Raw genomic sequence first — 15,048 nt, 5'->3', positions numbered from 1 at the left:
GGTGCCTGTTATGCGGCAGGTAGGAATCGTCGGCGTAGGCCACACAAAATTCGGCAAGTGGGAGGGCACGTTTCTGGAGCTGATCACTCAGGCCGCCCTCCAGGCCATGGACGATGCCGGCGCCAAGACCGGCAAGGACAACGTGATCGACCAGGTATTCGTGGCCTCCATGGGCGCCGGGATGCTCAACCGGATCAGCGGCTCGGCCTCCGCCCTGGTGGACACCCTGAATATCCGGCCCGCCATGGCCGAGTGCATTGAGAACGGTCCGGCCTCGGGGGCCTCTGCCATCAAGCTGGGGTATATGGCCATCGCCTCCGGCGTGTGCGACTGCGTGCTGGTGGTCGGCGGCGAGCAGATGCGGGTGGTATCCGGCTGGGAGGCCACCGATTTCGTGGCCACCATGCTCCACCCCACGGGCGAGTACCCCTACGGGCTGACCCTGCCCTCCTTCGCAGGCATGTTCACCCGCCTGCGCTTTGAGAAGTACGGCGAGACCAGCGAGGATCTCGCCCGCATCTCGGTGAAAAATCACGACAACGCCACCCATAACCCCTGCGCCCATATCCAGCGTAAGGTAAAGCTGGAGCGCATCAGCGACCCCCGGTACGTAGACGCCACCAGCCCCATGGTGGCCGATCCCCTGCGCCAGTTCGATATGTGCCCCGTCTCCGACGGCGCCGCCGCCGTGCTGCTGGTGGCCAAGGATAAGCAGGAGGAGCTGGGCTTCGGTCATAAGACCTTTGCCCGCATCGCCGGCATCGCCTCCGCCACCGACACCCACTATGTGGCAGACCGCGCCGATCCCACCGAGCTGCTGGCGGTGCGCACCGCCGCCGAGCGCGCCTATCAGATGGCGGGGATGGGACCCGAGGACATCGACTGCGCGGAGCTGCACGACGCCTTCCTCATCCTGGAACTGGCCGAGAGCGAGGAGTGCGGACTGTTTCCCAAGGGCGAGGCCCACCTGGCGGTCCGCCGGGGCGAGACCGAGATCGGCGGGAGGATCCCGATCAATACCTCCGGCGGCCTGAAGGCCAAGGGCCATCCGCTGGGCGCCACCGGCGTGTCCCAGGTGGTGGAGCTGGTCCGTCAGGTCCGGGGCGAGGCCGAGGGACGCCAGGTCGAGGGCGCCAGGACCGGCCTTGCGGTCAACTTCGGCGGCTTCGGCAACAACGTCGTCGCCACCATCGTCACAACGAAGTAAAGGAGGGGACCGGAATGCAAGAAATGTATGCGTATCGGTGCGACAAGTGCGGCAAGCTGCATCATCCGCGCTATGCCGTGTGCCAGAATCCCGAATGCGACGGCCGCTCCTTCACGCAGGAGCCTTTGGAGGGCCACTGTAAGCTATTGACCTGGACCCGGGTGTTCAACCTGCCGGAGGGGTACATGAAGGCATGGCTCAATTTCGGCATCGTGCAGTTCGACAACGGCGTCACCGCCACCGGTCAGCTCGGCTTTGACGAGCGTCCGGAGATCGGCATGGACCTGATTTCCACCGTGGGGGTCGTCAAGGAGGGCGTCGGGAAGGACTATTACGGCTTTATCTTCCAGAAACCCTGAGGACGTGACTACAGTACAGGCAGAGCGGATCTGTGCGGCGCTGCGGACAGCCCTGGAGGGACAGTGCTTTCCTGCGCGGCTCCACTCTCGTTTTCGGGAGGCGGCCAACCTGGATACCCCGCTGGGCCTGGTCACCCTGCTTTCGCCGCGCAAATGCCTGCAGCCCTATGCGGTCCGATTGGAAGAGGAGATGGATTACACGGTCCTGGAGCCGGGCGTGCTGTCGCTCGGCTCCAGGGGGATCGCCGTGGATGGGGCGGTTGCGGTGTCCTTCGGAGCCAGCCGCGCGGTGGACCTGCATCTGACGCCCGGACCGGCGCCTGGCGCGGAGGGAGCACGGATGGTCCGGCAGTTTTTGGCGGCGGCGCCGGAGGAAGGCCTGGCCCGGCTGGCCCTGGGGCGGAGCGACGGCCTCTATGCCGGGTTGCTGGCGCCCCGGTTGGAGACGCTGCGCCGGGCGGTGCGGGCGGGGGAGACCGAGACCGCCGCCCGGGCGGCCCGCCGGATGGCGGGGTGCGGGCCGGGGCTGACCCCCTCATCGGACGATCTGATCTGCGGCTATCTGGCGCTGCTGCCGTCTGGAGGCGCGTGGGCCGGTATGGCGGAGGCAATCGCTGCCGCTGCGGCCCGGGGCACCAACGATATCAGCGCAGCCCTGCTCCTGCGGGCGGGGGAGGGGCATTTTTCGGAGGACGCGCTCGGCCTGATCGGCTGCCTGCGCCGGGGCGGTGAGCGCCGGGCGCTGCATACCTGGCTGCTGCGGGTGGCCAGCTTCGGCAGCAGTTCCGGCTATGATTTCCTCACCGGAATCTATTTTGGCGTCCTGGATGCCTGTGCCATTGGAGGGATACGCATTGATTAAGCTAGAGGTACGGAAAAACGCGTATTACGATTCCGTCACCCTGATGATCATCTCCAAGGATGTGAAAAAGCTGCCCGGCGTCACCGAGGCGCTGGTGGGCATGGGGACGGATCTGAACCGCGAGATCGCGGCAAATATCGGCCTGGCGGGGGAGGGCTTCGACGCGGTCACCGCCAACGACTTTTTCGTGGCGGCCAGCTGTGAGAGCGAAGACGCTTTCAGCGCCGTAGTGGCAAAGGTGGATGAGCTGCTCAACAAAAAGGCCGACAAACGCAAGACGGATTACTTTCCGCCCACCCTGGAGGGTGCGCTCAAGCTGGAGAGCGGGCTGAACATGGCGGTCATCTCGGTGCCCGGCAAGTACGCCTACGAGGTGGCGCGCAGCTGCCTGGAGCACGAGATCAACGTGATGCTCTTCTCCGACAACGTGACCATGGAAGAGGAAAAGGACCTCAAGGAGTTTGCCGCATCCCGGGAGCTGCTGGTCATGGGTCCCGACTGCGGTACCGCCATCGTCAACAACACGCCCCTTGCCTTCGCCAATGTGGTAAAGAGCGGCGACATCGGTATGGTGTGCGCTTCGGGTACCGGCGCGCAGGAGGTCTCCTGCATCATCGATCAGCTGGGCTGCGGCATTTCGCAGCTGCTGGGCACCGGCGGGCGGGACCTGAAGCAGGAAATCGGCGGCATCATGATGAGGCTTGGACTGGATGCGCTGATCCACGATCCGAAGACAAAGGTGATCACGCTGGTCTCCAAGCCCCCCGCGCCGGAGATCGCCGCAAAGATCCTGGATCAGGCGGCGGCGGGCGGCAAGCCCACCGTGGTATGCTTTATCGGCGGCGAAGCCTCGGAGATCGAAAGACGGGGCCTGTACGCCGCCGTCTCCCTGGAAGACGCGGCCCACAAAGCCGCCGCGCTGGCCCGGGACGAGACGCCGGAAGACTTCACCGGCTTTGCCATGGGCCAGCTGAAAGCGGAAGAGCTGGCGGCGGCCGAGGCGGCCAAAATGGCGCCGGGCCAGAAGTATGTCCGGGGCCTTTACACCGGCGGTACGCTCTGTGATGAGGCGATGAAGCTGATGATCGCCTCGCTGGGCCATATTTACTCCAATATCCCGCTGAAGCCGGAGGACCGGCTGGCGGACGCCCGCGGCGGCGAAAGCCGGGAGCACACCTTCCTGGACTTCGGGGACGATGCGTTTACCGTGGGACGGCCGCACCCCATGATCGATCCCTCCCTGCGGGCGGAACGCGTGGTCACGGAGGCGGCGGACCCGGCGGCGGCGGTGGTACTGGTGGACTGCGTCATCGGTTACGGCTCTCATGAGGACCCGGCGCAGGATTTGTCTGAGGCCATCCGCAGCGCCAAGGCGCTGGCGGCCCAGGAGGGGCGTTATCTGGCGGTAGTGGCCTCGGTCTGCGGTACGGAAGCAGACCCCCAGAGCCTGTCCGGCTCCCGGATGAAGCTGGCCAACGCGGGCGCCATCGTTCTGCCCTCCAATGCCCAGGCCACTCGCTTCACCCAGCGCATCCTGGCGCATCTGTAGAGGGGGGAGGAAGAGATGAGCAAAGTCAACCAGTTGTTTGAACGCAAGCTTTCAGTGGTGAATTTCGGAATCGAGTCTTTTTACCAGGACTTGATCAAACAGGGCAAAAGCGCCGTCCACGTAGACTGGAAGCCGGTTGCCGGCGGGGACAAGAAGATCGCCGCCTGCCTGCGCAAACTGCGCCAGGCGCCGCTGAGCGAGACGGTCGCCGCGGCCAACCAGGAGGCGCTGCGGCGCATTCTGGCGGCCCAGCCGGTGCTGGTGGGGATGTCCACCGCCGGGGAGGCGATCCCCGGTATGACCCCGACCACCATCCTCCACGCCGGGCCTCCGGTCACCTGGCAGCGTATGTGCGGTCCCGTCCGGGGTGCGGTGATGGGCGGCCTGATCTACGAGGGGCTGGCCAAGGACCTGGAGGAAGCGGAGGCCCTGGCCGCCAGCGGAAGGATCACCTTCGCTCCCTGCCACCACCACAGCGCCGTAGGGCCTATGGCGGGCGTGGTGACCTATTCCATGCCGGTGTGGCATCTCGTGAACAAGACCTTCGGCAACCACGCCTACTGCACGATGAACGAGGGCCTGGGCAAGGTCCTGCGCTTCGGCGCCTGCGACCAAGAGGTCTTCGACCGGCTCAGGCGCATGCGGGACGAGTACTATCCCGTACTGAAGGCGGCGCTGGAGCGCCATGGCGAAGTTGATATGAAGGTCATGATCGCCCAAGCGCTCCAGATGGGGGACGAGGCCCATAACCGCAACAAGGCGGGCACATCCCTGTTTCTCCGAGCGATCCTTCCGGACGTGCTGGGCACGGATTTCCCCAGAGAGCGGCAGATGGAGGCGCTGGCCTTCCTGAACAACAATGACCACACGTTCCTGAACCTGTCGATGCCCGCCTGCAAGTGCACCATGGACCCGGTCTTTGACGTGCCCTGCTCCACTGTGGTGGCCACCATGTGCCGCAACGGGACCGACTTCGGTATCCGCATCGCGGGCCTTGGGCCGGAAGCGTGGTTCACCGCTCCGGCGGAGATGGTCAAGGGGCTGTACTTCCCCGGATTTGACGATGCGGACGCCAATCCGGATCTGGGGGACAGCTGCATCACCGAGACGGCGGGGATCGGCGGCTTCTGCATGGCGGCGGCCCCGGCCATCGTCCAGTTTGTGGGCGGCCAGGTGCAGGACGCCATCAACTACTCCACCCAGATGTATGAGATCACGGTGGGGGAGGGCAGCGCCTACAAGATCCCCTCCCTGGATTTCCGGGGCAGCGCCACCGGTATCGACCTTCTGAAGGTCGTGGAGACCGGCATCCGGCCCATCATCAACACCGGCATCGCCCACAAGGACTACGGCGTGGGACAGGTGGGCGCGGGATTGGTGCACCCGCCGGCGGAGTGCTTCCGCAAGGCCATTGAGGCCTGCGCGCAGGCCTGGTGCGAATAGTACGCAGGAAACAGTACCGGCAAGACGATAGGAGGTTTCGTTATGAGCAAATGGTCCGACATCAAAATGTATGATCTGAGCATCCCCATCGGGATCAACACGCCCCCTTGGCCTACTTACGAACCGCTGCAGATGAAATTCTTCAAGCGTCTGGCCCCCAACGGCGCCAACGGCCAGCTGCTGACCCATTCCAACCACGTGGGCACCCATCTGGACGGCCCGCTGCATTTTGACACCGCCGGACGGGACATGGCCTCTCTGGAGCTGACCAAACTGTGCGCTCCCGGCGTGGTGGTGGACCTGTCCGACCAGGCCGAGGACTGGGGCATCTACACCCCTGAGGACATCGAGAAGCGGGTCGAAGTGAAGGAGGGCGACATCCTCATCATCAACACGGGCTATCACATCTATGGATGGGATTCTCCCACCGCCGACGAGCGGCGCTATATGCTCCGCCACCCGGGGCCCTCCCTGGACTTTATTCAGTGGGTGCGCGACAAGAAGATCCGCTGGATCGGCGTGGACTGCGGCTCCGCCGACCACCCCATGAACACCAAGATCCGCGACTGGGAGCCCATGGAGGCCGAGAAGTGCGACAAGGTCTTCCGGGAGCGCTACGGCAAGGCGCTCAACGAGGTATATCCCTGGCCGGACCGTTATCAGGCCATGCATATCGAGCTGTTCTGCAAGCCCTACGAGGCGATCCATGCCGAGTGCCTGGGCGGCGAGATCGAGCAGCTGTCCAACAAACGCGTGATCATCGGCTGCTTCCCGTGGAAGCTGGTGGACGGGGAAAGCTGCATCTCCCGCATCGTGGCCTTCGACGGCTTCGAAGACGTGTGATGTACCGCTGCCAGGGGCAGTTCCGCGCGGAACTGCCCCTGGTTGGGGATCGGTCCGGGATGTACAGCGGAAAGGGAGGAGAAGATGCCGCAGCTGCTGGCCTATGGGATGATGGCTCTGGTCATCGCCGCGCTCTGCCTGGTCTATTTCTGGAAAAACCGCTCCACCCATGCGATGGGGGACCGTTTCGGGCTGCTGTTTCTGGAGGCCAGGGATTACGCCGCGGGGAGAGAGGATTTTCTGCCGCGCGTCATGACCGACGCCTCCGGCCTGCGCCGGCTCCTGCCGATGGAGGAACAGCCGGAGGCGGTACGGAATGCGTTCCTGCTGGGCGGAAGCGGGGAGATGGCTCGTTATGACGCGCAGCTGGACGAAACGCTGCGGGCGCTGTTTCAGTCCATTGGGCAAAGCGCTCATCTGAAAAAGCACTATTTCGACTATTACAACTCGTTGTTCCTGCTCCACAAGCTGTTCCTGCAGGTCTGTGCGGACCCGGCGGCTCCGCTTTCGGACGGAGCGTGGAAGGATCTGGCGCTCTATCTGGGCGATCGGACCCGGCTGAGCGGCCTGGTGGCCCAACGGCTGAGTTTCGGAGCGCGCAGGGCGTTCGCCGGACCGGCGCAGGAACGGCCCGTATCCCTGCGAAAGGAGGGAATGGGATGAAAGCATTTGAATATTACGCCCCTGCTGCCCTGGAGGAGGCGTTTGATCTGCTGGACCGGTTTGAAGCGGAGGGCAAGCTGCTCAACGGCGGCACAGACGTGGTCATCCAGCTGCGCGAAAAGCTCATCGCGCCCAAGGCGGTCATTGATATCAAACGGATCCCCGGGCTGAGAGGGATCGCCTATGATCCGGAGCACGGCCTCACTATAGGGGCCTGTGTCACGATGAACGAGCTGGGGAACGAGGCGCTGGTCTGCACCCACTACCCGACTCTGGCCAAGGCGGCGCTGAGCGTGGGTTCCAAGCAGGTGCGCAATCGGGCCACCTGCGCCGGCAACCTCATTAACGCCTCCCCTCTGGCGGATACCGCGACGCCGCTGCTGGCCTATGGGGCCAGCGTCGTGGCGGTCAGTCGCGAGGGAGAACGGGAGATCCCGCTGGACGAGTTCTTCGTCTTCGTGCGCAAGACCAGTCTGCGTCCCGGGGAGATCGTCACCGCCGTCCGGGTACCTGCCATCCCCGGTGCAAACGGGGTGTTCACCAAGATTTCACGCCGCCGGGAAGTGGATCTGTCCACCCTTTGCGCCACCGTGCTCAAAACGGGGGAAGGCTGGCGCGTGGCCTACGGGTCTGTGGCGCCGACGCCCATCCGCCTGAGGCAGACCGAGGCGCTGCTCGATGCCCAGCCTCTGACGGAAGAGCGCATCACCCGGGCGGTGGAACTGGCCCGCAGCGAGATCTCGCCCATCAGCGACGTGCGCGCTTCCCAGGAATACCGGCTGGAGGTCGCGGGCGTGGTGTTGGAGCGCAGTCTGCGCGCGTTGATGTGAGGGGGTGTGCCGCATGAAATACCGCGTCAATTTCTTTGTCAACGAGGAGCCGGTGGAACTCTACGTAGAGGCAAACAAGACCCTGCTGCGGGTGCTCCGGGAGGAGCTGGCCCTCACCGGCACCAAGGAAGGCTGCGGCGCAGGCGAGTGCGGGGCGTGTACCGTCATCGTGGACGGAAAGCCCGTCAACGCCTGCCTGGTGCTGGCTCCCGAGCTGGATGGGATGCACATCACCACCATAGAGGGACTTGCGAAGGATGGGGAACTGACGCCCATCCAGCAATCCTTTGTGGATCTGGCGGCTCTGCAATGCGGGTTCTGCACCCCGGGCTTCGTCATGTCGGCCACCGCTCTGCTGGAGGAAACGCCTCACCCCACCCGGGAGGAGATCATTGACGCCATCAGCGGCAATCTCTGCCGCTGCACTGGCTATGCCCGCATCGTGGAAGCCATCGAGCGGGCGGCAAATGGAGGAGGTGACCCGGCATGAGGGCGGTAGGCGAAAGCTTGCAGCGCGTAGACGCGATCAAAAAGGTCACCGGACAGGCTCAGTATGTGGACGATATCATCATGCCCCGCATGCTCTACGCTCAGGTGAAGCGCTCTCCCTATCCCCATGCCAGGATCCTGCGGATCGATACGTCGAAGGCCGAGGCCCTGCCCGGCGTGCGCAGCGTCATCACCGGGGACTGCTACACCAAGCGCTGCGGGCTCTATCTGGAGGATAAGAATTTCCTGGCGGTTGGAACGGCCAAATACCGGGGGGAAGCCGTGGCGGCCGTGGCGGCCGAGACCCCGGAGATCGCCGACGAAGCCGTGGAGCTGATCGAGGTGGAGTATGAGCAGCTGCCCGCCGTTACCAACGCCGTGGAGGGCATGAAGCCGGACGCGCCGCTGATCCATCCGGACCTGCATACCTACAAGGTGGCCCCGATCTTCCATCCGGTGCCCCACACCAACATCTCTCACCATTATAAGCTGCGCAAGGGGGACGTCGACAAGGCCTTCGAGGCGTGCGACGTCGTTACGGAGAATACCTATTACATCCCCCACGTGCAGCATGTGCCGCTGGAGCCCCACTGCGCCGTGGCGCAGTACGATCTGGACGGAAAGGTTACCGTCTGGGGGTCTATCCAGTCCCCCTACGCAGTGCGCCAGGCCCTGTCCGCCGCCTTTGACATTCCGCTGAACAAGCTGCGGGTCATCTCGCCCTATGTGGGGGGCGGCTTCGGCGCCAAAGCGGGCACGACTCTGGAGGGCATCATCATACCGTTGGCCCGGCGCAACCGCGGCCGGCCGGTGAAGCTGAACTACTCCCGGGAGGATGAGTTCGAGAATTCCTATGTCCGCCAGGGCCTGCACTGCAGGATCAAGACCGGGATCAACCGGGACGGAAAGATCCAGGCCGTCAAGAACGAGTTTGTATGGGACGGAGGAGCGTACACCGAGTACGGCGTTAACATTACCAAGGCAGGCGGCTGGGCCTCTGCGGGGCCCTACGACATCCCAAACGTCTGGACCGACAGCTACTGCGTCTATACCAACCATCCCGTGGGCGGCCCCTATCGCGGCTTCGGCATGTGCGAGATCCATTTCGCCATCGAGCAGAATATCGACGAGGTAGCCCTGAAGATCGGGATGGACCCGGCTCAGGTGCGGCGCATCAACGGCCTGCGCCCCGGCGGCGTTACCGGAACCGGAGAGGTGATGGAGGTCTCCGGCTTCCATGACTGCCTGGAGCAGGTGCTGGAAGACATCGAGTATGACAAAAAGCCGGTGGACCCGTCCCCCACCAGAAAGCGCGGGAAGGGCGTGGCCGCGGGCTGGAAATCCCCCTCGCAGCCCACCAACGCAGGCAGCTCTGCCATCATCCGCATGAACGAGGACGGAACCTTTATCCTGATGACCAGTGGGCAGGAGATCGGTCAGGGCTCCGAGACGGCCCTGACCCAGATCGCCGCCGAGACTCTGGACGTGGACCCAGCGCTCATTTCCTGCCGGTTTGGAGATACCGACCACACGCCCTATGAGTGGCAGACCGTGGCCAGCCGCACCACCTACTGCGCAGGCAACGCGATCAAGCTGGCCTGCGAGGATCTGAAGAACAAGATCCTGGATCTGGCCCAGATCAAGCTGGGGGCCTACAAGCGGGACCTGGAGTTCCGTGACGGTTTTGTGGCGCATAAACTCTACCCCGACCGGAAAGTGCCGCTGAGCGACTTTGCCTTGGGCCTCAGCTTCCCGGACGGTTCCGGTGTAGGCGGACCCGCGATCGGCGTGGGCTGCTTTACGCTGGAAAACAACCTGAATGTGGACCACGATACCGGCATGGGTTCCCATCCGGCGGCCTTCTGGACCATCGGCTGCAACGGGGCCGAGGTAGAGGTGGACACACAGACCGGCCATATCAAGGTCCTCAAAATGGTCTCCTGCTTCGACGCGGGCAAGGTTATCAATCCGCTGACCTATACCTGCCAGTCGGAGGGCGCGATGGTACAGTCTCTGGGCACCGCTCTGTTCGAAGAGCTCAAGCTCAAAGACGGAAAGGTACTCAACAAGAGCTTTGTGGACTATAAGATCCCAACGGCGGACGACGTGCCGGAGCTGGTGGTCAAGTATGTGGAGCATCCGGAGCCCACCGGCCCCTACGGCGCCCGGGGTGTGGGCGAGCCCTTGATGGTCCCGGGAGCGCCTGCCATCGCCAACGCGGTCTATCAGGCCATCGGCGTTCGGTTCCGCCGTATGCCCATCACACCGGACGATGTACTGAAAGCGTTGCGAGAGCAGCAGGAAAACGAGAAGGGCTGAAAAACGGTCTTGCAGCTGCGCAGGCAAGGAAGGAGGTAGCCCCGGAGCTGCGGCAAACACCAGAATTGAAGGCAAGAAGAAGGCAACCGTTTGGAGGGAGGTATTTCAGTGGCTAGAAACATCGACTACAGCAAAGGGATTTACCATGCAAGGGAGCAGCTCGGCTGGCCCCGTACCATCGTCCTTGGTTTCCAGCACATGTTCGCCATGTTCGGCGCGACGGTCCTCGTTCCCATCCTGACCGGTCTGAGCATTTCCGTCACGCTTCTGTGTGCGGGAGCAGGTACGCTGCTGTTTCATTTCGTTACCGGACGCAAGGTACCCGCATTCCTCGGTTCTTCTTTCGCATTTCTGGGCGGCTTCGGTGTGGTCTGCGGCGGTATGGCCGGCGAACCCGGCTTTGATCCCAGCCGCCTGCCTTACGCCTGCGGTGGCATCGTCATTGCCGGTCTGATCTATTTGGTGCTCTCTGGTTGTATCACAGCCTTTGGCATCAAGCGGGTCATGCGGCTCTTCCCGCCGGTGGTCACCGGCCCCATCATCATCCTGATCGGCCTGATCCTTGCGCCCTCGGCAATTGGTAACGTACAGCAGTGCTGGTGGCTAGGCGTCATCACTATGGCCATCATCATCGGCTGCGCGGTGTTCGGTAAGGGCATGATCGGCATCATTCCCATCCTTTTGGGCGTGGTGGGCGGCTATGCCATCGGAGCGATTACTGGACAGGTCAACTTTTCTATGCCCGAGCAAATTGTTGCTATCCCCAATTTTACCCTTGCAAAATTTGAGGTGGGCGCGATTTTGACCATGGCGCCCATTGCTCTGGCCACCATGATGGAGCACATCGGCGATATCTCCGCTATCGGCGCGACCTGCCACCGCAACTTCCTGGCCAACCCTGGCCTGCACCGAACCCTGATCGGCGACGGCGTGGCCACTTCCTTAGCCGGGCTGGTAGGCGGTCCGGCCAACACCACCTATGGTGAGAACACCGGCGTACTGGCACTGTCCAAGGTGTACGATCCTTTCGTCATCGAAATCGCGGCCCTTATCGCAATCATCCTTTCCTTCATCCCCTTCTTTGAAAACATCATCGGAGCTATGCCTGCGGCCGTCATCGGCGGCGCGTCCTTCATCCTGTACGGCATGATCTCGGCCATCGGCGTGCGCAATATGGTGGAGAACCATGTGGACCTGACCAAACAGCGCAACCTGATGATCTCGGCCATTATACTGGTTTCCGGACTGGGCATCAACAGTATCGGCGGCCTGCAATTGGGCCCCTACGTGAATCTGTCCGGACTGGCCTGCGCCGCCATTTTCGGCATCGTCCTCAATGCGGCCCTCCCCGGCAAGGACTATGAGTTCTCCATGGAGGAAATGGAGGAGAGCGCCGCCTCGTAAATGCGTTAACCAGGTCCATGACAAATAAGAAAGCCGGAGCGGCCAATCGGCCGCTCCGGCCTGTTTGTAAAGAGAAAACCACCGGCTGTGCCGGTGGTTCCAAAAAGCTTTAGCTATGCCAGGAAAAAATCCTCCTTTGGTATAATAGCAGAGGTCTGCCAACCGCCACAAAAAACCAAAGGAGGAATCAAGTCCGGATGAAACTTGATGTATCAAGTTTAGCACACACGAAGTGGGAATGTAAATATCATATCGTCTTTGCCCCCAAATATAGAAGACAGGTGATATACGGGAAGATCAAACAGGATATCGTGCAAATGCTACGGAAATTGTGTGAGTATAAGGGAGTGGAGATCATAGAAGCAGAAGCGTGCAAAGATCATATCCACATGCTCGTCAGTATTCCGCCCAAATACAGTATAGCGCAAAGCATGGGATATCTAAAGTGGAAGAGCAGTCTCATGATATATGAAAAATACGCTAATATGAAGTATAAATATGGGAACCGGCACTTTTGGTGCAGGGGATATTATGTGAGCACGGTAGGGCGAAATCGGCGCACGATCGAGCAGTATATCCGAAATCAGCTTCAGGAAGATATCACATCGGACCAAATGAGTATTTCAGAGTACATCGACCCGTTTACGGGTAAGCCGGTAAAAGAAGGCAAGTAAATAGGCCCCTTTAGGGGCAAGCCCGGGAAATCTGCGCGATTGGCAGACCTTTCGATGAGCCTATAGGCTCTGCCCGGGACATGCCCCAAGGGGGCCCGTGCAAACCACCGGCACGGCCGGTGGTTATGATTGCGTTCACGGAAAATTAATCTTCCCGTGCTTGCCAAGCGATTGGGAATACAGTATAATAACTAAATTAGGGAAAGAGGCGCAGTCGGCGTCAAGCGTATGGGAACCGGGGGACGTGGGAAATGGACACGATCATAAAACTCTTTGATGATGTCAAAAGCATGATATGGCCCATCGGCGTCGCCGACGTCATCGATATGCTCATCATGGCCTTTGTGATCTATAAGGTCATCCTGCTGATCCGCCGCACCAGTTCCGGCGGGGTGGCCAAGGGCATCCTGCTGCTGGTGGCGGCTCTTTGGGTCTCCAGCTTCCTGCGCCTGTATACGGTCAACTTTCTGCTGAGCAAGGTGGTGGAATGGGGCGTTCTGGCCCTGGTTATCCTGTTCCAGCCGGAAATCCGCCGCTTTTTGGAACAGGTGGGGCGCAGCAGTCTGGGAAAGGTCTTTGCCCAGCGGGAAGAGCGCAACGAACTGGACAGCGCCATCACGCAAACGGTAGAGGCCTATACGTCCCTGTCCCGGAGCAAGACCGGTGCGCTGATGGTCTTTGAGCGGAAGAATATGCTGGATGACGCCATCAAGACCGGTACCGCCCTGGACTGCACGGTGAACGCGGAGCTTTTGAAAAACATCTTCTGGAACAAAGCGCCGCTCCACGACGGAGCGGTTATTGTCCGTTCCGGCCGTATCGCTGGGGCGGGCTGTATGCTCCCCATGTCGGGCAACGTAAATCTGTCCCGGGATCTTGGCATGCGCCATCGGGCGGGGATCGGCGCAAGCGAACAGACCGACGCGGTGGTCGCCGTCGTCTCTGAGGAGACCGGCTCCATCTCGGTGGCGGTGGGCGGTATGCTCAAGCGCCACTTGTCTCCGGATACCCTGGAGCGCCTGCTGCGCAACGAGCTGCTGCCGGAGCAGGAGCAGGAAGAGGAACCGAAATTCAAGCTTTCCAATCTGCTGCGTTCCAGGAAGGGGGAGAAGAACGATGTGGAAAAAGATCACAGACAGTAAGTGGTTTTATATCGTCGTCTCCCTGCTTTTGGCCTTCGTCCTCTGGCTCTATGTGGGGAAGGAGGCCAACCCCAGCGTGGCCGCCCCCGTCCGTGGGATCAAGGTGACCGTCGCCGGACTGGAAAAGCTGGAAGAGCGGGGACTGATGGTCTCCGAGGGCGCGGACCAGACGATCACACTGGATCTGCAGGCCAAACGCAATGTGTTCAACCGTCTGGACAACGAAAATATTACCATTACGGTGGATGTGTCCAATATTAACGAGCCGGGCGAGGTCAGTCTGGACTACAAGATCACCTACCCGTTGTCGGTCTATGGCGAGGTGATCGAGGAGCGCGGAAAGCGCCCGGAAAAGATCGCCCTGACCATCTCGCGCTGGACCGAGAAAGAGGTGCCGGTGCGTGCCGTCCTGACCGGCAATGTGGCCGAAGATTATCAGCAGGGAGAATTTTCCCTGGCGCCGCAGACCGTAACGGTACGGGGCAGGGAAGAGCTGGTGGAGCAGATCGATTATGCCCAGGTGACCGTTTCCCAGGAGGGAATGACGGAAACCTACCGTCAGGAGATGCCGTTCGTCTTCATCGACCGGAACGGCAGCCCTCTGGAGGAAGAGGACGCTTCACAGCTGGTGACCGAGGAGAGCACGATTCTGGTCACGCTTCCGGTCTATAAGCTCAAGGAGATCCCCCTAACGGTGGATCTGGTCCCCGGAGGAGGCGTCACTGATGTGGACAGCCAGGTGGAGGTCACCTTTAAACCGGTGGATTCCATTGTGGTGGCCGGCAGCGAGGATGATCTGGAGGGGCTCAGCGAGCTGACGGTAGGCAGCGTGGATTTGTATCAGGTCTTTACCTCGGAAGACGTTACCTTCCCTGTACAGCTTTCGCCGGAACTGACGAATGTAAGCGGCGTTACGGAGGTTACGGTCACCGTAGCGATCAAGGGCCTGAGCACCAAAGTGCTGGAGGCCAACAAGATCGAGTTGATCAATGTCCCGGAGGGATATGCCGCCGAGGCCATTACCCAGACCTGCAGTATTCAGATCCGGGGCGCGCAGGAGGCAGTGGATGCTGTGCTGGCCTCTCAGCTGCGGATCGTGGCGGACCTGTCCGACCGTACCGCGGGCAGCCAGACCGTTCCCGTGAAGGTTTATCTGGACGGAAGCAGCGAGGTCGGCGTGGTCGGAGATTACAACATCGTAGTCTCCATTACCCAATAGCCGCGCGTGGATGTGCGCAGAGCGTCACGCAGCCAGTTTCGCCCC

14 protein-coding genes are annotated in these 15,048 nt (G+C 61.8%); all 14 read left to right on the top strand.

What is annotated here, in order from left to right:
* The first annotated feature begins 10 nt into the window (after positions 1 to 10).
* The 14 genes from NE547_RS04935 (at position 11) to NE547_RS04870 (ending at position 15,003) form a co-directional block, all read left to right on the top strand.
* On the top strand, positions 11 to 1,207 hold the full coding sequence (locus tag NE547_RS04935; protein WP_186906542.1) for a thiolase family protein: 1,197 nt from the start codon (positions 11 to 13) through the stop codon (positions 1,205 to 1,207).
* Positions 1,208 to 1,221: 14 nt separating this feature from the next.
* On the top strand, positions 1,222 to 1,566 hold the full coding sequence (locus tag NE547_RS04930) for a Zn-ribbon domain-containing OB-fold protein (RefSeq protein ID WP_186906541.1): 345 nt from the start codon (positions 1,222 to 1,224) through the stop codon (positions 1,564 to 1,566).
* 4 nt (positions 1,567 to 1,570) lie between these two features.
* On the top strand, positions 1,571 to 2,428 hold the full coding sequence (locus tag NE547_RS18535) for a DUF2877 domain-containing protein (RefSeq protein WP_256174928.1): 858 nt from the start codon (positions 1,571 to 1,573) through the stop codon (positions 2,426 to 2,428).
* Positions 2,421 to 3,977, top strand: coding sequence for an acyl-CoA synthetase FdrA (fdrA, locus tag NE547_RS04920; RefSeq protein WP_243204655.1), 1,557 nt, complete (start codon positions 2,421 to 2,423; stop codon positions 3,975 to 3,977). Before NE547_RS18535 ends, fdrA begins: the two co-directional genes overlap by 8 nt.
* Positions 3,978 to 3,992: 15 nt before the next feature.
* Positions 3,993 to 5,420 (top strand): DUF1116 domain-containing protein, encoded by a 1,428-nt coding sequence (locus NE547_RS04915; protein WP_256174927.1) that lies wholly within the window; start codon positions 3,993 to 3,995, stop codon positions 5,418 to 5,420.
* Positions 5,421 to 5,462: 42 nt separating this feature from the next.
* A complete protein-coding gene (locus NE547_RS04910; RefSeq protein WP_186906537.1) occupies positions 5,463 to 6,263 on the top strand; it encodes a cyclase family protein in 801 nt (266 codons plus the stop codon).
* An 84-nt stretch (positions 6,264 to 6,347) separates the two neighbouring features.
* Positions 6,348 to 6,926 carry a hypothetical protein gene (locus NE547_RS04905; protein WP_256174926.1) on the top strand — a complete coding sequence of 193 codons (579 nt, stop codon included), beginning with the start codon at positions 6,348 to 6,350 and terminating at the stop codon, positions 6,924 to 6,926.
* Positions 6,923 to 7,756, top strand: a complete 834-nt coding sequence (locus tag NE547_RS04900) for a xanthine dehydrogenase family protein subunit M (protein WP_186906535.1) — start codon at positions 6,923 to 6,925, stop codon at positions 7,754 to 7,756. The genes NE547_RS04905 and NE547_RS04900 overlap by 4 nt, the downstream gene beginning before the upstream one ends.
* A 13-nt stretch (positions 7,757 to 7,769) precedes the next feature.
* Complete coding sequence (locus NE547_RS04895; RefSeq protein WP_186906534.1) at positions 7,770 to 8,246, top strand: (2Fe-2S)-binding protein; 477 nt, start codon at positions 7,770 to 7,772, stop codon at positions 8,244 to 8,246.
* Positions 8,243 to 10,564 (top strand): xanthine dehydrogenase family protein molybdopterin-binding subunit, encoded by a 2,322-nt coding sequence (locus tag NE547_RS04890; RefSeq protein WP_186906533.1) that lies wholly within the window; start codon positions 8,243 to 8,245, stop codon positions 10,562 to 10,564. The genes NE547_RS04895 and NE547_RS04890 overlap by 4 nt, the downstream gene beginning before the upstream one ends.
* Before the next feature lie 108 nt (positions 10,565 to 10,672).
* Positions 10,673 to 11,968 carry a uracil-xanthine permease family protein gene (locus NE547_RS04885; RefSeq protein WP_186906532.1) on the top strand — a complete coding sequence of 432 codons (1,296 nt, stop codon included), beginning with the start codon at positions 10,673 to 10,675 and terminating at the stop codon, positions 11,966 to 11,968.
* A 197-nt stretch (positions 11,969 to 12,165) separates the two neighbouring features.
* Positions 12,166 to 12,642 carry an IS200/IS605 family transposase gene (gene tnpA, locus NE547_RS04880; protein ID WP_186906531.1) on the top strand — a complete coding sequence of 159 codons (477 nt, stop codon included), beginning with the start codon at positions 12,166 to 12,168 and terminating at the stop codon, positions 12,640 to 12,642.
* A gap of 251 nt (positions 12,643 to 12,893) precedes the next feature.
* Positions 12,894 to 13,784 (top strand): diadenylate cyclase CdaA, encoded by an 891-nt coding sequence (gene cdaA, locus NE547_RS04875; protein ID WP_256174925.1) that lies wholly within the window; start codon positions 12,894 to 12,896, stop codon positions 13,782 to 13,784.
* Positions 13,759 to 15,003: a YbbR-like domain-containing protein gene (locus NE547_RS04870; protein ID WP_256174924.1), complete on the top strand. Its 1,245-nt coding sequence runs from the start codon at positions 13,759 to 13,761 to the stop codon at positions 15,001 to 15,003. Before cdaA ends, NE547_RS04870 begins: the two co-directional genes overlap by 26 nt.
* Positions 15,004 to 15,048: the final 45 nt, after the last annotated feature.

It is taken from the genome of Flavonifractor sp. DFI.6.63, from assembly GCF_024462255.1.
Classification (GTDB): Bacteria; Bacillota; Clostridia; order Oscillospirales; family Oscillospiraceae; genus Lawsonibacter_A; species Lawsonibacter_A hominis.
The sequence above is the reverse complement of the archived record's forward strand: the minus strand, read 5'-3'. Positions and strand labels throughout refer to the sequence as shown.